Here is an 18,890-nt window from a genome sequence, read left to right as displayed (position 1 = left end):
ATCGTTTTGGAAAATGCAATCCGAATAAAGCTAACAAAAAACCACAAAAAAAACGGATGCCAGCCATTTAAATAGCTGGTATCCGTTTTTTAAGCCAGTGCCAAATCGCCTGCAGCTTTCACTTTCACTCGTGTAGCATCTCCTGGTAAATACGCCAACGGCACACTTTCCATGTCGACGATTTCTACTTTTTCACGGTCCGCTCCTGCAGCAACAGTTTCCTCGATGGCTAACTGCTTTGCCCCATCCAGTATTTCTTGCCGGTTATCCTTACTCAGTGCGTAAATTTTTTCAATTTCGCCGCTGATTTGCGATATTGCTGAACCAATTGCGTTTGCAACCCCCCCATTTTCGGGATGACGTACATCGGAAGCCCCTTTAATTTGATCTGGCAATAATATACTTCCGCCACCCACCAAAACTACCGGCGTTTCTGCAGCACTTGTTTTTATTTTGTCAATCGCTTCTTCCACCATATTCACCATTTGGTTGTATATAGCCTGCAGCAAATCTTTATCCAAATGGCTGACTTTTTCCGGATTACCCAACTGTGCCTTCCCAAGTCCCACGACTACATCTGTCGCAGTCAATGTCTCTCCGCCAAATATTAATGCCTCTTCGTGCAGACGGTGGCCGACACTATCTGGTCCTACAGTGAAACAGTCCCCGTCTATGCGGATAATGGTTCCACCACCAAGACCGATTGAATTAATGTCAGGCATACGGAAATTGGTACGCACACCGCCCAATTCCACCGCAATGGAAGACTGGCGCGGAAATCCTTTAACAAGTACACCGATATCGGTAGTTGTGCCGCCCACGTCCACAATCACCGCGTCTTTATTATTCGTTAAAAATGAAGCGCCCCGCAGGCTGTTTGTTGGTCCGCAGGCGACCGTAAGTATTGGGTATTTCAATGTATATGCTTTCGACATCAATGTGCCATCATTTTGACAGAAGAACACTTTGGCATCAATACCATTGCTTTGCAACGCTTTTTCAAATCCTTCCGCAGTTCTTTTAGCAACATCAATAATAGAAGCATTCAGGATGGTCGCATTCTCTCTTTCCAGTAATCCAATACTTCCTACTTCACTGGATAGGGAGGTTGCAACATCTTCTCCCATGATTTCCCGAAGGATTTCCTCCGTTCTGTTTTCATGGTTTTTATTCACTGGGGAGAAAATCGACGTAATGGCTATGGAGTCTACTTGGTCGCGTAGATCTTCAGCAATCGTGCGTATTTTTTTCTCATCCAGCGGTCCGATTTCATCTCCATTGAACTCATGACCACCTGCTATCATGTACGTATGGTTATTCAAAATCGATTTGATATCATCTGGTACGCCTGTCAAAGGTTTGATTGCCATACCAGCCGGGGCACCGATACGAATCACTGCAACTTTATTCAGGTTTTTCCTTTCAACAATCGCATTCGTGCATTGCGTCGTGCCAAGCATTGCGAATTCAATATCTGTAACTTCGACGTGGCTCTCTTCTACCAGTTTTTGGATGGTATTATAAATTCCCGTCTCCACATCAAGTGTTGTTGGTGTTTTCAACGCATGGACTACTTGCATATTCCTATCCAGCAGCACGCCATCCGTATTTGTTCCACCTACATCAATTCCCAAACGGTATTTCATCATTTATGCCCTCCCCTTCTGCAATTCTTCCACTGGTGTAAAATCATGTTCGTATCCAAAATAGCGCGGACCAGCCACTTCGATTCCTCTTTGCGTGCGCCACTTTTCATCTGAAGGAATGCCGATTACAGTTCCTCTTGCCCCATATCTTAAACCTTCTGTCGTAATTGGCAGCGCAGTCTCTGTGTCGAGCATGGTGATTAAATCCGGTGTCATACACAGCACCTGTGAATCCGTCCTGGCCAGAAGGTTCTCATTTTGGAATTCAAGATAGCAATGTTGGCCCTTATCTTCGCCCAAGCCTTCAATGGTTGCAGTGCCTCGAACGAAACCACCGTCTGTTCTACGATCAATATCCGTTATTTTGCCTGTAAACAATTGGTATCCACCAAGCAAGTCCAACACCGCATGAATAGGATTTTGTTTGTTCGCTTTTGCTTCCTTAATGATTCTTCCAATTTTTTCTTCTAATGTTAGCGTTCGATAGACAGACGAATCCTTTACTTGTTTCCCAGTCATCGGGTAAATAGCATTCATGACTGATCCGCCCATGACCATTGTCGCTGAGCGGGCGATTTTTTCTGCCCAAACACCGTTAACTGTATTCAACACCATACTGTTGCCTTTTTCGTCAGCCAATACCATCGGTGTCGTACTGACATCATTTAAGTAAAAAGTAACCATTTGCAGCTCTGGAAAAGCTCTGCCCATGCCATCTCCATCTACCACAGGCAAACCAATACTCGCAGCTAATGCTAACGGCAATAGAGAGTTTACGCCACCTGCCTCGATTGGCATCGTCGCTTTGATTTTCTTTTGCAATACTTTCTCAAGTTCTTGGAATGAAACAAGGGCTTCTTCCCCACTCGGGATTTTTTCAACCATTACTGTTGGGGCACCCATCATAGCCGAAGGGACAATCACATCGTCGTCCTCTAATTCCGTTATATCCAATAATTTAATTGGACCGAATTCTTCAATTGCTTGCAATGCCATCATTTTTCCGATGTATGGATCACCGCCGCCCCCTGTTCCCAGTAATGCAGCGCCAATTGCTATATTTTCTACCTCTTCTTTGCCAATCAACCTCATCGGTCATTCCTCCTCGGACATTAGAACATAATATATTCAATAATTCAGAAAACAGGTAACGGATATTTCCTATTTTCTGTTTGATAAAATACTCGCTTGACCACATGTACCTTTAGCAATACATTTTTATTCAAGATGCGAAGTTCTTCATAAATGGTGAAATAAATTGGTCTGTGCCATGTATTCTAGCCTAACTAATAGTTGTTAGGTAATGATAACACCAAATTTTCGGTGAGTCAATATTTTCTGAACAGTATTTTTCTATGAACTATTACGAGTTATGTAAGTAAACACTGCTTAATAACCATTCTGTTAAGCAGTGTTTACTAAGAAAAGCGCATAACAGACAAACTGATGAGCTTTCTGGAATTACGATTAATCGCCCCTAGTGGCTGGGCGCTGGAATCAGACATGGCTGCCTCTGCCAAGGAAAAAATAGAACGTAAAATTGTATACTTTCCTTACTCACAAGTAAAAATGCCAATTTCCTTTGCAATGGTCTGCGTTCCGATATTAATTCGTTTTTTTTCTGTTAAAAAACAAACGAAATACTTTTCTTTTTTTCGATAAACCTTTATGTCGATTCTTCTTCATCGCTTCAGCTTCCAAAAATGCTTCCAGCTGCCTCATTTTTTCTTTATACTCATATTCAAACGCGTATTCGTTAAAATCCAAACATTTGTCCTCCTCGTACGATTTCGCTTTCTACAAGCACACTCTCAAAGCTTATGAACAAATTAATTTTTGGTACCGACCTTTGACCATCATTTCGTTTGTTCTGCTGTTTGAATTGTTTTGCCGGCTTCAACAGGTTTTATATGCCCTTACCAATACAAAATGAGCACGCAAAAAAGCATACGTCTATGACGCATGCTTTTTGTAAAGTACATAAATAAACCTGTCATTTACAAATAAAAAAGGTCACAAACAATTGTGACCTTCATCATCGCAAAACAATTCAATAAGCAGATTAAACATGTCTATGATTGTCAGAGGTCACCGGAAATATGAAATTGCCTGAAGTAAATATGTTTTTGTTTTCCATGGTAACGACCTCCTTCAAATTTCAATTTTGTTTACTCATAAAGTATATTATTTTCGGAATTAAAAGTCAACGATTTATTTATTTTTTACGTCAATAATACCGAATCAGAAATAGACATACTATTCGAAACATATATAAAATATTCCAGACACTCCAGATTAAAACACTAGCTTATTCATATGTGGTGGCTATTTTTTATTATTATAAGAAAAATGACAACAATAGATCATATCTCAGATTGGTTTACAAACACAACAATCTGGTTTAGGATGTGTAACTAGTATTGGGATGGTGCTTCGGGTGCTGAAGTATCATTCCTTTTTTGTTGTCATGGAAATCCCGATGGAATTTTAGGGATAACTGAAGGGTTATCTTACTAGATGAGAAGTTAGGATTGTGGGATTCATTCCCCATCACCAAAAAATTGGAGGAAAAGAAATAATGGAAAGTTCAAAAAGAAACAAAGCTTCTTTGGATTTACCCTCATTTATTTTAAGTGGGAGTGTACTGTTGCTATTTGTGATCGTTGCATTAATTAATGCCGATTTTGTTGCGAATACAGTTGATTATTTATTTGGATTATCTGCTACTTATTTTGGTATTATTTATCAAATCACTTTACTAGGAACATTTATCATTGCGCTGGTATTAGCGTTTTCCAAATTTGGAAAAATTCGCTTAGGGAACATAGATAAACCTGAAATGAGCACTTTTAAATGGATCTCCATTATCATGTGTACATTACTGGCTGGCGGAGGCGTATTTTGGGCAGCTGCCGAGCCATTAAGCCACTTTATAACTGTACCGCCCCATTTTTCCGGAATAAAGGGCGGTACGCAAGAGGCAGTAGTACCTGCATTGGCTATGAGTTTTGTCGATTGGGGCTTCCTCTCATGGGCAATTTTAGGAACATTAGGAACAATCGTATTGATGTACGCGCATTATCATAAAGGAATGCCACTGAAACCAAGAGCATTATTGTATCCGATCTTAGGCGAAAAGATCATGAAAAAAAGTGTATTCGGTACAATCGTGGATTCATTTTCCATCATAGCTGTTGCCGCTGGAACAATTGGACCGATCGGATTTTTGGGATTACAAGCAGGTTATGGATTAAGCTCTTTGACAGGAACACCTAATACTTTAACAGTTCATATCACCATTATCATTCTATTAGTCATTGCTGCAGCTATCTCTGCTGTGACAGGGATTCATAAAGGCATCCAAATTTTAAGCAGTTTTAATGTTGTGTTGGCGGTTGCTTTAATTATTGGGGTATTATTACTCGGCCCTGCACAATTCATCTTCAACAATTATTTTGAAGCGTTAGGCCTGTATATGAATAAATTCATCTCATTCAACACTTATCGGGGTGATGAAGCATGGCTGGGCTTATGGACAGTATTTTTCTTTGCCTGGTTTGTCGGGTATGGTCCTATGATGGCAGTATTTGCAAGCAGAATTTCCCGAGGACGGACGATTCGTGAACTTGTCATTACCGTGGCAATCATTGCACCGGTGATTACGACCTTTTGGTTCACTGTCATAGGTGGAACAGGCATTTCCCAGGAATTAAAGCTTCCTGGCTCAGTCTCTGCTGCATTGGCTGAAGCTGGTCCCCCTGCAGCGATGATGGCAATCACAGAGCATCTGCCATTTGGCATGGCATTTGGATTCTTGTTTTTGCTGGCAACAATTATTTTCGTGTTAACAACAACAGATTCGATGTCATTAACAATTTCCATGGCCATTTCTGGAAATGGCCACCCACCAAGATGGTTAAGAGCTTTTTATGCATTAGTCATGGGCTTAGTGGCCATCGTCTTGGTTTCAGTTGGGGAAGGAAGCGTCAATGCATTACAATCCTTCATTGTCGTCACTGCTGTCCCTGTGGTCTTACTGTTATTAACTACTTTTTGGACAGCACCAAAGGTATGTAAAGATTTATATGAAGAACAAAAAGACTTGCTTTAATGGCGTTGCCATACCTTATAAATGGAAAAAGAAATCATGTAGTATCATCTTGTTTATGATGAGCTACTGATTTCTTTTTCTAATTTTCATTGGACTTCAAGATATAAACTTCTTCTTTCGACAGCAGGATGACGATGCTTCTTCCGCTAAAAAGCGGTCGTCTGGCGTGCAAATCAACGAAATTGCTAAGCTAGATAAAAAGTTGGGCGGTCCCATATCAAGATGGTACCGCTCAACTTTTTACATTTCCTGGGGTTTTGTCCCACCCTTTTTGTATCTTTGAACATGCGTTTTCGCTCGATAACCGAAACGATTTCTATTGTAATATCGCTATCATATCGTCTGCTACACTGTCAGACAGCCTTTTTTGAATCATTTAGTCAATGCCCTCTTTGTCAAAAATGACCGATCATGCAGCCTTCGGAAAAGGATGACTACGCATCCTTCATAGCAGTTCGTTTGATTTCCCTGCGCACCTCATAAATATTGCTGACAATCGCTTTGCCAACCGCATAAGCAGGAATAGCAAGCAAAATACCAAGAAAACCGGCGATGTTTCCAGCAGCAAGGATAAGCGTGATAACCGTCAACGGATGAATATCCAATGTTTTTCCCATGACATTTGGCGTAATGAAATTACTATCGGTTTGTTGGGCAATCAATGTCACCACACTCACCCAAATGGCCAGCTGCGGATCCTGCAAGAACCCAATGATCAGTGCCGGCGTGAAAGCGATCCAGGGCCCGATGAAAGGAATAACGTTCATGAAAAACGCAAAAATGACGAGCAACAATGCATAATCCAACCCGATAATCAAATAGCCGATGTACATGATGAGAGCCAAAAGAAAACTGATTAACAGCTGTCCTTGTATGTAAGAACGTAACACGGTGTTGATATCATGCAATGTCTTCTGCAGCCAGGTTTTCTTTTTTCCCGAAAAGAATTTAAGAATAAACGGAGCCAGCTTCTCATGATCCTTCAGCAAGTAAATGAAGAAAAAAGGTACAAGAATGAGTATGAACGCTGTCTGTACAGCAGATTGGAAAAATTGAATAATCAGTTTCCCGAAAACGACAGCAATAGTTTGGACTGAATTGATCGCTTTTTCTATCGCATCATCCAATTGCTGCGGAACTGCATCCCGATGCTGTAGTAGATACGCGACAGTATTCTGCGTTTCCTTTGCAAAGTACGGCGCATTCTTTACCAGGTTGTCCACTTGCTTCATCACTGGCGGTCCAACAATCGCAACGAAAATCCATACCAACGCCACCACACTGAGGAGAATGGTTAAGATACTTCCCCAACGCGGCATTTTTCTTTTTTCCAAAAATCGCTGCATCGGTTCAGTGATATAAAAAAGCACCACACCGAGTAATAATGGTACAAGAATTGTTTTAGCAATGATGAAAAAAGGAGCAAATACGCCTTTGATTTCCATGAAAAATTTAACGATAACCAATACAAGCAAGATCCCCACACCTGCTTGAAACCATACTTTTTTTGTCACATGCCATACTCCTCGTATAGTATATTTAGGCATTGATTTTCAGCCTATCCATTCTGATATATACAAGCTGTTGTATCTCCGTTATCTTTCACTTACAAGCGGATTTTTCTGTGGGCATGGCTTAAGCCTCCTCGCTCAGAAAAAACGTTCACTGTGTGTCTCAAGGCTCATGCTTTTCCTTCAGGAGTCGCCGCCTTTCGTTCCAAGTAACTCGGTTTGTGCATTTTTCATCAATGAGTTTATCATCTGCATCATATGTCAATCAATTGGACGTTTCGTGATGTTCCTAGATAATGGTCTTAGGACCCTCAGGATTTTCCACTTACTTACTAGTCTAAACAAACGGAACCTCGACAATCAAATATCCAATCATTTTTCTCTTGACATATCACCGCAGGTCTTTCTAACACGTATTCTTAGGAGGTTTTTTATAAGGATACAATAATTTTTGTTGATAGTCGAAAATAACAGTGCTCCAATGTGGTATCACCAAAACCGCTGCAGTATGATTTATAAAAGATAACTGCCGCTCTGCTGCATTCTAATGAGAAATTCCTTCAAGGCGACCTTAAGGGGAATGGTACATACTGCAAGTGGTGTTGTACACTCTGGCGAGAAGCTGTGCTATACGTGATGGCCAATTGGTGATGGCATCACTATTCGCGTTGGTCATTCTTCTAATATGTGAAGACTGGACTTTTTAAGGAACGTTTTGGGGGTTATTTCCAATATAGTGAAACTTACTTTTGTTATATACATTTTATATTGGAGGCTGAGTTACAATATAAAATGTATACTTCCTCCATGTGAAATGATTCCATACGTTGTCTAAGGAAATATGCTAAATGGGGGACATTTTTCACTCCCCCATTATTTGATACAAACATTGGTCCATTAACTCCATTGCCATTTCCAAATTATTTTGCAACGTCTCTGCTTCATAAATGACCACCGCCCAAAACAATCCATTGCCAATAAAGATAAAGTATTCTATCAGCCTGTTGACAGCCTGCTCCTCCAACCCCGGATATTTTTCTTGGATGGTCAGCATTAGTTGTTCTACTAACCACTGATTATACTCTTGCAAATAATCGCCGACATCTTTCTTAATATTGGGGATGGGAGAGTTGACCATCGTGATATAAGCTTTTGTCTCATCCATATAGCCAGTATGGTAAGCCACGATACTGCGCAATAACTCAGAAAAAAGTTGATGAACCTCCCCTTCTCTGTATTGTTCAAAAGTCTTTTTCATCATGGAGAAATGATGGGAGAGTATAAGATGGACTGCTTCTTGAAAAAGCGCCTCCTTATTCGCAAAAAAATAATAAATGGATGCCGGTTTTATCCCGACGTCTTTCGCAATCCTGCTCATTGTCGCACCTTGATAACCATAAGCAGCAAAGTTTTTAATGGTTGCTTGTACCAATTTATTTTTAGTCACGTTTATCACCTAATTAATATTTGTTAGGCAATAATAACAATAAATCTTCATTTGGTCAATATTTTCTGAATAATAAGCCTGGCAGCAGCCTCTCGACCATGAAACGGCCAGACATGGTATTATTCTGAAGCCAATGTACAGCGACTAATTAATTACTTTTTGATCCTTAATCTGTAAATCCTGGTACGTATCTATTTCATCAAATGTGACCATACCGCGCCGATTAACGATTTTACTGATCATGAGGTACAAGATGAAACTTGTCAGCAATGAATTCAAAGAAGGAATTCCCCAATTAATCAGCAAACCGACCAAAAATGCTGCCGCCCAGGACACAAGCGTAATAGGATTCCATTTTTCATATGTTTTCGGAAGCACATTTTGCTCCCTCGTTTCATCAAAAGCCTTTTTATACCGTTTAACCAGGAAATATTCTGCAACCAAAATACCACCAACAGGAGGTAAAGCAATTCCGAGTAGACTTAAAAACCCTTGAAACTGACCTAAAATCCCCATAATAGAGAGCAAGGTTCCTACAATTCCGATAACAATCGTGACAACTGTTCGATTCACCTGTTTGCCAAATAATGAATCAAAGATGTTCACTATTGCCAACGAAGGTGCATATAGATTAAAATCATTTATTTTTATTGTTGCCGTGATCAGCACTATGGTTCCGAGAATGCCGCTCGTACCCATTACAATCGTGATGACATCAGAGGATTGGGCTGCGTGCGCCAACAGAACCCCAATTAAACCAATCAAGTATTCACCTAAGGCTATACCAACGATAGACTGCTTTACAACATCCGCTGCTGATTTATTGTATCGGCTTAAATCCGGTGTAATAATCGCTCCGGCAATAAAGCCCCCTGCAACCATGGTTGTTCCTGCTGCCAGGGAAAGCGAGGGTCCTGGTGCATGCATATGGATTAGTTCACTCAAAGAATGATCTCCAAGCACACTGCTTATCGAATATAAAACCACTATCAAAAACAATGGCACGGTAATGTATGCCGCTATTCCCAGTGAAAATATGCCAAATACGACAATGAGTGTTACCAATAGTCCTGTAGCAATAGCCCAGGCCCATATTGGTCCGCCCAGCAACTCTTGTAATCCATGAGCAAATACCTCGTTCTGAATACCAAACCAGCCAATCATCGAAATAGCCAAAATGAAACTTAATAGGATAGAGCCAAACTTGCCAAACCCTGTCCATCGAACAAGGAGCGTCGTGCTCATCCCTTCCTTCATCCCTGCAATACCAACCAATATAGAGACTATCTCCAAAATGACTGACCCTAAAGTAAGAGCCCAAAATGCTGTCCAAAAGTCCATTCCAAAACCAAGTGCCGCCCCCAGCAAAAATTGTGTCAAAGCTGAGATTTGCCCAAAACGCATTGTAGCAATACCAAGCCAATGCTTTCTTTCCTTTTGCGGGACGCGCGACAATGCATAGTCATCAAATTTTTCTGCGACTGTATCTTTCTCTTCCATAATTCCCCTCCATTTCAAAGATTTCATGACATAAGAAAAGTTTAATCACGGCTTTTCACTCTTTGTTTAGATGGAGGCGTCATGTATGTCAAGCGACTTTGTTTTACCTTCATCGTTATAAGACTCTCCAACATTTTTGTTGCAGCAAACATTGGATCAATGACGGGCACATCGTATCCATTTTCCTTTAACCTTTCCTGAAGCTCAAAAGCCACACCCATAAAACCAGTACAGCCCAATACGATGGTATGTGCATGATCTTGTTCGATTGCTTTTATCATTTCATCGTAGAGCGCTTTTTTCAGCCTGACTTTATCATGGACCTCCAAGACAGGAATATTTACAGATCTAATGGAAGCTAACTTGCCGTCCACACCAGCAGTCTTACTTAAATTTTCAAGCATGGAGATAACGTTTGGCAACACTGTCACAATTGAAAATGAACTTCCAAGCGAGCAGGCATAATACATTGCAGTTTCTCCAGGGCCAACTACTGGTATATCCAGTATCTCTCTGGCAGCCTTCACTCCCGGGTCCGCTAAGCAGTCGCTAATCACACCTTGGTACCCTGCCTCTTCTGCTTCCTTGGCCTTTTCTAAAAAATCAGGGATACTTAAGGCTTCATCATACTCACTTTCGATGGATGCAGGTCCGTAATCCAGGTTACAAACTGCAACTTCAGTGTTTTCAGATGCATAATATTTCACTTCTTCTTTTATTTCTTCGTTAAAAATATCTGAAACAATCGGCATGATCACTTTAATTTTCATTTCCTTCTCACTCCCTGCGTCTCAGTGAACGAATAGTTCAAATAGAAACATCAACTATGGCAAGGTGCCAGCCACGTAGTAATTTATGAATATCGGGTACTTATTCTGCCCTGCAGTTTCGCAGCTACCCCGTTCAATCTAAATTTATCCGAAGATACTGACTTTACATCATTCAATCACCCCTAAAAAATTCTGTTCAACGAGCTGACATCTTACTACCACAAATAGGTTACTTGAACAGCCTTTCATGCACCTAATGTTTATTAGTTAGTTATTATAACTTTGTAAAGAATAGAAGTCAACGCATTTTTTCAACAATTCAAATGAGTCCATCTTATAGTTTCATTGGCAGAGATATGGGTCTGAACAAGGATTTGGAAGTTTTAATCGTAGACTTAATATACGTATATTAAATTTTTGTTATAAGATAATTGAATATAGCATAGGGAGGATACATACAGTATTATCTGTTTAACTGAATACTGCTTAGAAAGAAGATTGCAACAGGAAAAAAATACACACCTTTATCGTGCAAACATGAAGGGAGGATGAAAAAAAATAACTACTTAAAAATCTTGAAACTTAGCTGAAGTGAGTATTCATATTTGATTGCTGCACGGAAAAGAGCATGCAGCAATCAAATATGAAAGTCATAAAGTTATTGGAAGCTTTTTTACACCTCTGACAATCATACCCGGCCTCCAGACCAATTCATTTTTATCCGCGTGCAGTTTACACTCAGGAAAACGGTTAATAAAACTGTTAATTGCTATTTCTCCTTCCAAACGGGCAAGTGGCGCACCCAAGCAAGTATGAATTCCTTTTCCGAAAGCTAGATGCTTACTTTTCTGTCTGGTAATATCAAAAACCTCCGGATGATCGAATTGACTTGGGTCGTGGTTGGCCGAATTTAAAATGACGATAACGAGATCACCCTTTTTCATGCGTTTCCCTTTAAATTCTAAATCCTCTCCAGCCCATCTGGAGGTGCTGAATTCTACAGGATCATTGAAACGAAGCGCTTCCTCTATAGTTGTATGGATAAGTTCTGGTTTATTTTTCAACAGTTCAAGTTGCTCTGGATGCGCTAATAAAGCCATCACACAATTACTAATCAAATTGACAGTTGTCTCGTGTCCGGCAATGATTAAGAGTGATACAACTCCGTATAATTCCTGTTCTGTCAGTTGGTCGCCTTCTTCTTCAGCAATGATTAGTTTACTGATCAAGTCATCAGCGGGATTTTCTCTTACCTCCGCAAATCTCTTTCCAAGATACGCCACAAAATCTTTCATATGTTCTGTTGCGCTTGCTGCATGTTCACCGTTTGCACCTTCAATCATTGAATTGGACCAAACGCGGAATTTATCTCTGTCCTTGGCCGGGATTCCAAGAATTTCGCAAATGACAATAATTGGCAGTGGAAAAGCAAATGCATCAATGAGGTCAACTTGTTCCTTTCCCTCCATCTTATCAAGCAGTTCATTTGCAATCTCCTGAATACGTCCCCGCATTTCTGCAACCATTTTCGGGGTAAATGCTTTCGAAACTAGTCCCCGAAGGCGCCTATGCTCAGGCATGTCAGCAAAAAGCATATTTTCGGAGAATATGCTTTTATTCTCCGAAGCGCTGTCATCGAGTTTTGAATAGTCTTTGATCAATCTCTGGTCTTTCAGCGCCTCAAGTGCATCATCATATTTCGTTATAAACCATGCGTAGTTCCCATCTGGAAGTAACACACGGAAAACAGGCTCTTGACCCCGAAGAGCGGTGTATGCTGGATAAGGATTTTTTGTAAATGCATCTGTGAATAGTGACTCTTTCACTGATTCAATTGAACTCATTTGCTTGTCCTCCTCTTGGAATAATTTTCCTGAGCTTATCGATAGTTGATAGGACTTCCTTTTCTATAACATTCTGCATAGGTTCATTAAAAAATTACCTCCATCGATCCACTTGTATCTTACGTCCCTGCTTCAGACTTTGCTCCGCGATATGTGGCATACATCAGTTCATCATAATATTGTTCGTACCCTGGCATCCCCATTTCCTTAGCGATGGCCAACTCCTTCACCCGATTATATGGAACCCTGACAAATTGAATCGTATTCGTACCATATGTACCATCCAAAATCACATAGGATGCCATCGTTAAATCCAGGGAATTTCCTACACTGCCCACATTGCACAAAGTACCAATCTCATAGGTTGTCAGCATGGCAGTGTGGATATCACCGTAGCATACAATGTCTGGACAACGGGTAGCAGCTGCTGTATTTGTCGCAGAGCTATTCTCAAAAAGATTCAAACATTCTTCTTCGGAGGAATAGCCAGGTGCGATGCGCTCAAATACACTTCTTGGCGACGCGTGTATACAACGAATCAATTGTCCGTTCATTTCAAAATCAATATGAAAAGGCAACGCTGCCAAATAATTATAATCCTTGCGGGATAGGCGTTTCTGAAACCACTGCAGGAATGGATTGTCCTGGGGTTCTTGAATGAACACATCCCAATTTCCACAAATCACTTTTTCACACGTTTGTTGAACCCTTTCGATACAAGCTGAACCCTGCGGGCCTTTACCAATCAAATCACCTAAACAAAATACATGTGCAATGCCTCTTTTACGAATGTCTGATAGTACAGCCTCCAGAGCCGTCTTGTTTCCATGTATATCTGAGACCAGTGCAACTTGTTTCATTCCAGCCCTCCTACTTATCATGCATGCTTTCGCCGGGATGCATACCATCTGGTAGCTATAAAACCGACTATAATTAATATTGTCGCCATCAGCCCGCCTTCCAAGCCAAAGCTGCCGCCGGTCAAGAAACTGGTATTATCATCAACCGTCACATGATAAATACCATGCGGATTGGTACCGCTGACCGGAAAGCCAAAGACATTCCCTTGAAAATAATTCCAGGTGATATGATAGCCAATAGGCAGCCACAGACGCTCGGTCACCACATACATATATATGAACAGCAAACCTACCAGAAAAATATTGATAATGCCAAGTAGTGATGCATTGGGGTTTGCCCCATGTGCTAGTCCGAATATCAAGGCAGACACAACATATACAACAACTGTACTATTGCCCCTGCTTCTTAATGTAGATACAATCAGCCCGCGGAAGAACATCTCTTCCGAAAACCCGACCAAAATAAAAAGCAGCAAATACGTCAGTGTATACATTGAGAAAATGGGATGCATCATTCCGTTTTCCAATGTGATTTGTTTAGAGACAAACAAAACCAGGAAAATGATTGTAATTGATATAGCCCCTAAAAACAAACCAAAGAGAAAATCTCCTCTGGAGCGATGAAAGCCCATATCCCGTAATTTTCTTTTAAAGATCAGCTTCCATAACAGCCATGTTACAATGATCGCTCCTATGACACCTCCGCCATTTGTCAGCAAGGAAATCCATGGAAATGCTTCTATTTTCGTTAAAATCTCACTTTCTGAAAGCCCCAGAATTTCCCCTTTCTCCATCGCCATCCAGGCTAAAAGACCTGGGAACATGAAAACACTCTGCCCAATCAAATAAACAATAACAGCTAAGATAAGTACCCAGCCAGATCTAACCTGCCCATTCCCGTTTTTAAACATGGTGTCTGCCTCCTATGTATTCATTTCCATTCCTTCTTTATCCACCTGTATGTATCTGCTAGATTTTTGATTACGCCATATCCATCTTTTCACCCTTTTCCATCGTGTTGAGACTAGCGAAACTACTTCAAATTTTACATTACTTATGCCAAAAAAGACATTTATTTTTGAGCGCAAGCTAATCATTAATTCAAAATGCAGCTTCATTACGTTCGATTATTTAATGATATTGACCTGAATATTTGCAAGAACAGTGCTTGAGGCTGGTATACTAAAGTTGAGAAATCAATTCATAGGAGGTAGGATGATGGAAGCACGCTTAGATTATTTTAAGGCTGCGCCGGAAGCAGCTCAAATTATGCTTGCATTCGAAAAATATGTTAAATCCACCAATCTGGGTACGAAATTGATAGAACTGGTCAAGACACGCGCCTCGCAGATTAACGGATGCGCCTTTTGCCTGGATATGCATACAAAGGATGCCCGGGCTCTTGGGGAGACTGAACAACGCTTATATGGGTTGAACGCTTGGAAGGAAACAGACTATTACTCAGAAAAAGAGCGTGCAGCCTTAGCCTTGACAGAGGCGGTTACAGAAATCTCCACACAACACGTATCAGATGAGTTATACGATCATGTACGCAGCTATTTCGATGAGAAAGATTTCGTCGATCTTCTTTATGCGATCAACACCATCAACAGTTGGAACCGTCTGGCCATCGCAACACGTGCAGTACCTGGAAATTACCAGCCAAAAAAATAATCATTTCATGCGAAAAACTGCCAAACATGACCTGCTTTGGCAGTTTTCTTATCCTACTGGTTCATTACCCAGTTTTTCTTCGTAAATACGATATTACATGTGACGCCCGGCTCCCCATCCTCTCATATGTACTTCCACTATACCTTCTATTATCGCCCCTGTGCAGAGATCTTCTATCCTTGACATACATGGCGATCACGACCAGGCACATCAAATATGCCGCTGATGGTTTGACATGGATATCCGGGAATAAGTTTGCTATCAATAAAGGGTATACTTTGATGACAACAAACGCGTTGACAAGCAAAATCAACTCTTCTCTTCCTTTACGAAGACGAATCAATGCGAACAGCACATTGCTCATTAAATATACGATGAAATATAACACACCAAACGTTACTGACAAGTACAAAACTTGCTCTTGATGCAGCAAGATATTCACTTGCTCTCCATGATAAGTAATCAAATCTTTGCTGTTAAATCCCATAAACACGATCACCATGAACCCGAAGATGCTGAACATGAAAATTATCAATCCCATTACGACAATGCTGTACATTAAAATGAAAACGAAAACAAATAAACGCATGACATAACGCAAACCGGGTATTTTGTATACCAAATAAGCGCTTAAGGTGACAATAATCGTAAACGTGACCAGCATCAATGCATCGAACAATATATTTCTCCTCCCCCAATACCTACTTACATCCATTGTGAAGAATAGTACTATGCCACTCAAGGGACATTAGCACCAAAATCGATATTTTTTTGAAATAAAACTTGAAAATCTCGAAATACTGTAGTAATATTTGTTAGGTGTCCTACAATTTAATCATATGTATAACCTCAGAATATGGCTTGAGGGTCTCTACCAGGAACCGTAAAATCCTGATTACAGAAAATGAAATCATCGTTTTTTGTAATCAGGATTTTTTATTTTTATAAAAAGCAGAAAGGAAATGAACCATGAACGGAAAAGTTTTTATACTCGCATTATCCACGATCGCAGCAGGTCTTGTTGAACTGATTGTTGGCGGTATCTTACCCGAAATTGCCAGCGACTTTGATATTACGCTCAGCAGTGCTGGCCAGCTTATCACCGTTTTTGCACTTATCTATGCCATAGCCGGGCCAGTATTGCTTGTGATGACAAGCAATATTGAGCGCAAGAAATTATACTTGGTGACATTGTTTATCTTCTTCTTGGGAAATACTTTGACCTATTTTGCTCCGAATTTCACCATCATGATGATCTTACGTATCATTACTGCAATGAGTACTGCTCTTATTGTAGTGCTTTCGCTAACTATCGCAGCAAAAGTTGTAGCCCCGGCTCATCAAGCAAAAGCACTTGGTCTGATATATATGGGTATCAGTTCCTCGCTTGTACTTGGCGTACCTGTAGGTATACTAATTTCAAATATTTTTGGATGGCGTATTATTTTCCTTGGAATAGCTGTCGTATCCGTCGGTTCGATGATGCTGATTGCTTTATTTCTGGAAAAGATACCGGGCGGAAAGACTGTCCCCCTTTCCGTGCAATTGAAAGCAGTCGGGAGTGCGAAAATCGGCAGTGCCCACTTAGCTACCTTGTTCATGCTTGCCGGGCACTATACATTATATGCCTATTTCACACCATTCCTGGAAACGAATTTGCATCTTAACTCTTATTGGATCAGCATTTGTTATTTCGCTTTCGGTATTGCCGCAATCAGCGGCGGTGCTTTTGGCGGCTCATTAGCAGATAGAATCGGATCAAAGAAAGCAATTATTATTGTCATCAGTGCTTTTGCCGTGATACTTAGTATTTTACCTTTTTCCACATTTTCTTTGGTCGCCTTCTTTCCGGTGATGATGGTTTGGGCAGCCTTGAGCTGGGCCTTGGCGCCCCCGCAACAAAGCTACTTGATTCAAACTGATCCAGAGACTTCTGACATCCAGCAAAGCTTTAATAATTCAGCCTTGCAGATTGGCATTTCGCTTGGATCTGGTATCGGAGGCATCGTTTTGAATCAAACTGGTACTGTTACCAGCACCGCTTGGTTTGGCAGTGCCATCGTGATCATCAGCCTGCTATGTGCTATTTTCTCACTGTCGAGACCTGGCATGAACGCAAGAACAAGGAAGCGGCAATCAGCGTGATTTCTACTCAAGATAAAAAGTCCATTGACAGGATATCATTTCCTGTCAATGGACTTTCATCATATGGAAGCCATCGACCATCCGCTTGAAATTCCGATACACAGGTACATTCCTTCATCCCCAGCTGCTTACTGAATTTCCTGCAGTGTTTCGATATTCTCCAAAATCTTATTCGCATGCTTCATCATGGACGCTGTAGATGTATGGAACATTTTTGCAATATCTGACTGTGAATAACGGGCATCTGGAAAAGCACCAGCTTCGTACGCAGCTTTAAAAATCGCAGCAGCAACAATTTCCGGTTTACGGAATTCAGGCTGCACATTTGCGAAATACGAGACAGCAAGTAGATGAATGAATTCCAGTTGTTCCTTCGATAATTGAAATGGTTGCAATACGTCGTGAAGTGACTTCATCACTTCTTTTTCTGACGGCTTGAGATCAGCTTCCGTATATTCCCCGGCGCCTTGATCGCCATTTTGGTCCGCCATTCCCTCTTCCCATGCCAATTCTCTGTCACCGATCATTTTATGCATTTCCATCATATTCTGCTGGAAGAATGCTGTACTGGAATCCACTTCACTTTCGGCAGCAAGCTTCTCGATATTCTGTCTTAATACCAGGTCCTCGCCATTCAAAAAGCTTAAAGACTGGACAATGAAGATACCATTTTCCAGCTCCCTGTTATCTGAAAAGACGATACCAAAAATCAGATCCCCTTTATGGACTTGCGTATCTGGTTCATTCGGATAATAGTAAGTTCCATTTCCCAGTATTTCTTTCATCTGTACTTTGGATGAAAGCACATCTGTAATCTCAGCATATAACACAAAAGGCTGAAGCCAATCCTCAAGCGCCGCTCTCGTTGCCGGCCGAATCGGTCTATTCATGGTTTTCATCAAATGCCGTTTCCATAAGTCCTGTCGGTAAATGAACAGAAAGTATTCGGCAGCGTGATCTCTGATGTCCTCTGCCTCCATATACTTATCCAGCCCCTGTATCCAGCTCCGTTCCAGATTTTCAAAAGCGGCCAGATCTTTCGGATTTTCCAAAGCTGTTTCAAAAAAGCTGTCAAATACCAGCTTCAAATCCTGCTCCACTAATTTCTCTATCGATTGTTGTTCTTTCCGCATACAACATTTTTTATATTTCTTGCCGCTTCCACATGGACAAGGATCATTACGTCCAACCATAGGAGACGCCTCCCTTTACATACAAATTCAACTTATTTATTGTACCATATTGTCTGCATGCCGGCATTTGAAGGAATAGATTTGCAAATGTGAAATAATATTTCCACAGGAATAACAAATCCATAAACGGCAAATAAGCATTTCCCCTTATTCTTGAGATCTCTTCATGTTTCTTTCATACTAGCAATT

At 40.8% G+C, this 18,890-nt stretch carries 15 protein-coding genes and 1 riboswitch; of the genes, 3 read left to right on the top strand and 12 right to left on the bottom strand.

Annotation, left to right across the window (positions count from 1 at the left end; all coding sequences use genetic code 11):
* Positions 1–89 precede the first annotated feature (89 nt).
* The 3 genes from ACFSMW_RS18215 to ACFSMW_RS18205 all read right to left on the bottom strand — a co-directional run bounded on the left by ACFSMW_RS18215 (position 90) and on the right by ACFSMW_RS18205 (position 3,413).
* Positions 90–1,646, bottom strand: a complete 1,557-nt coding sequence (locus tag ACFSMW_RS18215) for a hydantoinase/oxoprolinase N-terminal domain-containing protein (RefSeq protein ID WP_390357787.1) — start codon at positions 1,644–1,646, stop codon at positions 90–92.
* Between the two features lie 3 nt (positions 1,647–1,649).
* The gene (locus tag ACFSMW_RS18210) at positions 1,650–2,738 is read right to left on the bottom strand and encodes a DUF917 domain-containing protein (protein ID WP_390357733.1); all 1,089 of its coding nucleotides are present in this window, start codon (positions 2,736–2,738) and stop codon (positions 1,650–1,652) included.
* Between the two features lie 513 nt (positions 2,739–3,251).
* Entirely contained in the window at positions 3,252–3,413 is a 162-nt protein-coding gene (locus ACFSMW_RS18205; RefSeq protein ID WP_390357732.1) for a hypothetical protein, read from the bottom strand.
* An 811-nt stretch (positions 3,414–4,224) separates the two neighbouring features.
* Here ACFSMW_RS18205 and ACFSMW_RS18200 point away from each other — a divergent pair.
* On the top strand, positions 4,225–5,757 hold the full coding sequence (locus tag ACFSMW_RS18200; RefSeq protein WP_390357731.1) for a BCCT family transporter: 1,533 nt from the start codon (positions 4,225–4,227) through the stop codon (positions 5,755–5,757).
* A 434-nt stretch (positions 5,758–6,191) separates the two neighbouring features.
* On the opposite strand, the gene ACFSMW_RS18195 is transcribed toward ACFSMW_RS18200, so the two are convergent.
* From ACFSMW_RS18195 to ACFSMW_RS18165, 7 genes are all read right to left on the bottom strand, one after another.
* Positions 6,192–7,271: an AI-2E family transporter gene (locus ACFSMW_RS18195; RefSeq protein WP_390357730.1), complete on the bottom strand. Its 1,080-nt coding sequence runs from the start codon at positions 7,269–7,271 to the stop codon at positions 6,192–6,194.
* An 859-nt stretch (positions 7,272–8,130) separates the two neighbouring features.
* The gene (locus ACFSMW_RS18190) at positions 8,131–8,715 is read right to left on the bottom strand and encodes a TetR/AcrR family transcriptional regulator (protein ID WP_390357729.1); all 585 of its coding nucleotides are present in this window, start codon (positions 8,713–8,715) and stop codon (positions 8,131–8,133) included.
* Between the two features lie 144 nt (positions 8,716–8,859).
* Positions 8,860–10,215 (bottom strand): purine-cytosine permease family protein, encoded by a 1,356-nt coding sequence (locus ACFSMW_RS18185; RefSeq protein ID WP_390357728.1) that lies wholly within the window; start codon positions 10,213–10,215, stop codon positions 8,860–8,862.
* A gap of 41 nt (positions 10,216–10,256) precedes the next feature.
* Positions 10,257–10,985, bottom strand: coding sequence for an aspartate/glutamate racemase family protein (locus ACFSMW_RS18180; RefSeq protein ID WP_390357727.1), 729 nt, complete (start codon positions 10,983–10,985; stop codon positions 10,257–10,259).
* Positions 10,986–11,635: 650 nt separating this feature from the next.
* The gene (locus tag ACFSMW_RS18175) at positions 11,636–12,829 is read right to left on the bottom strand and encodes a cytochrome P450 family protein (RefSeq protein WP_390357726.1); all 1,194 of its coding nucleotides are present in this window, start codon (positions 12,827–12,829) and stop codon (positions 11,636–11,638) included.
* 119 nt (positions 12,830–12,948) lie between these two features.
* Entirely contained in the window at positions 12,949–13,689 is a 741-nt protein-coding gene (locus ACFSMW_RS18170; RefSeq protein ID WP_390357725.1) for a metallophosphoesterase family protein, read from the bottom strand.
* A gap of 17 nt (positions 13,690–13,706) precedes the next feature.
* Positions 13,707–14,600 (bottom strand): CPBP family intramembrane glutamic endopeptidase, encoded by an 894-nt coding sequence (locus ACFSMW_RS18165; protein WP_390357724.1) that lies wholly within the window; start codon positions 14,598–14,600, stop codon positions 13,707–13,709.
* A 307-nt stretch (positions 14,601–14,907) separates the two neighbouring features.
* Between ACFSMW_RS18165 and ACFSMW_RS18160 the strand changes: the two genes are divergently transcribed.
* Positions 14,908–15,363, top strand: a complete 456-nt coding sequence (locus tag ACFSMW_RS18160) for a carboxymuconolactone decarboxylase family protein (RefSeq protein WP_390357723.1) — start codon at positions 14,908–14,910, stop codon at positions 15,361–15,363.
* 64 nt (positions 15,364–15,427) lie between these two features.
* On the opposite strand, the gene ACFSMW_RS18155 is transcribed toward ACFSMW_RS18160, so the two are convergent.
* Complete coding sequence (locus ACFSMW_RS18155) at positions 15,428–16,042, bottom strand: hypothetical protein (protein WP_390357722.1); 615 nt, start codon at positions 16,040–16,042, stop codon at positions 15,428–15,430.
* 140 nt (positions 16,043–16,182) lie between these two features.
* Positions 16,183–16,281: riboswitch (purine riboswitch) on the top strand.
* 51 nt (positions 16,282–16,332) lie between these two features.
* On the opposite strand from ACFSMW_RS18155, the gene ACFSMW_RS18150 reads away from it, so the two are divergent.
* Positions 16,333–17,508 carry an MFS transporter gene (locus ACFSMW_RS18150; RefSeq protein WP_390357721.1) on the top strand — a complete coding sequence of 392 codons (1,176 nt, stop codon included), beginning with the start codon at positions 16,333–16,335 and terminating at the stop codon, positions 17,506–17,508.
* Between the two features lie 128 nt (positions 17,509–17,636).
* On the opposite strand, the gene ACFSMW_RS18145 is transcribed toward ACFSMW_RS18150, so the two are convergent.
* Positions 17,637–18,701 (bottom strand): YecA family protein, encoded by a 1,065-nt coding sequence (locus ACFSMW_RS18145; RefSeq protein WP_390357720.1) that lies wholly within the window; start codon positions 18,699–18,701, stop codon positions 17,637–17,639.
* Between the last annotated feature and the right edge of the window lie 189 nt (positions 18,702–18,890).

Origin of the sequence: Tigheibacillus halophilus, assembly GCF_042683165.1 — a bacterium.
GTDB lineage: Bacteria > Bacillota > Bacilli > Bacillales > Amphibacillaceae > Tigheibacillus > Tigheibacillus halophilus.
The sequence above is the reverse complement of the archived record's forward strand: the minus strand, read 5'-3'. Positions and strand labels throughout refer to the sequence as shown.

Excerpts from the sequence above, each read along its gene's own strand:
- ACFSMW_RS18185 (WP_390357728.1), bottom strand. The coding sequence starts at position 10,215 with ATGGAAGAGAAAGATACAGTCGCAGAAAAATTTGATGACTATGCATTG.
- ACFSMW_RS18170 (WP_390357725.1), bottom strand. The coding sequence starts at position 13,689 with ATGAAACAAGTTGCACTGGTCTCAGATATACATGGAAACAAGACGGCT.
- ACFSMW_RS18175 (WP_390357726.1), bottom strand. The coding sequence starts at position 12,829 with ATGAGTTCAATTGAATCAGTGAAAGAGTCACTATTCACAGATGCATTT.
- ACFSMW_RS18215 (WP_390357787.1), bottom strand. The coding sequence starts at position 1,646 with ATGAAATACCGTTTGGGAATTGATGTAGGTGGAACAAATACGGATGGC.
- ACFSMW_RS18180 (WP_390357727.1), bottom strand. The coding sequence starts at position 10,985 with ATGAAAATTAAAGTGATCATGCCGATTGTTTCAGATATTTTTAACGAA.
- ACFSMW_RS18165 (WP_390357724.1), bottom strand. The coding sequence starts at position 14,600 with ATGTTTAAAAACGGGAATGGGCAGGTTAGATCTGGCTGGGTACTTATC.
- ACFSMW_RS18200 (WP_390357731.1), top strand. The coding sequence starts at position 4,225 with ATGGAAAGTTCAAAAAGAAACAAAGCTTCTTTGGATTTACCCTCATTT.
- ACFSMW_RS18210 (WP_390357733.1), bottom strand. The coding sequence starts at position 2,738 with ATGAGGTTGATTGGCAAAGAAGAGGTAGAAAATATAGCAATTGGCGCT.
- ACFSMW_RS18150 (WP_390357721.1), top strand. The coding sequence starts at position 16,333 with ATGAACGGAAAAGTTTTTATACTCGCATTATCCACGATCGCAGCAGGT.
- ACFSMW_RS18160 (WP_390357723.1), top strand. The coding sequence starts at position 14,908 with ATGGAAGCACGCTTAGATTATTTTAAGGCTGCGCCGGAAGCAGCTCAA.
- ACFSMW_RS18145 (WP_390357720.1), bottom strand. The coding sequence starts at position 18,701 with ATGGTTGGACGTAATGATCCTTGTCCATGTGGAAGCGGCAAGAAATAT.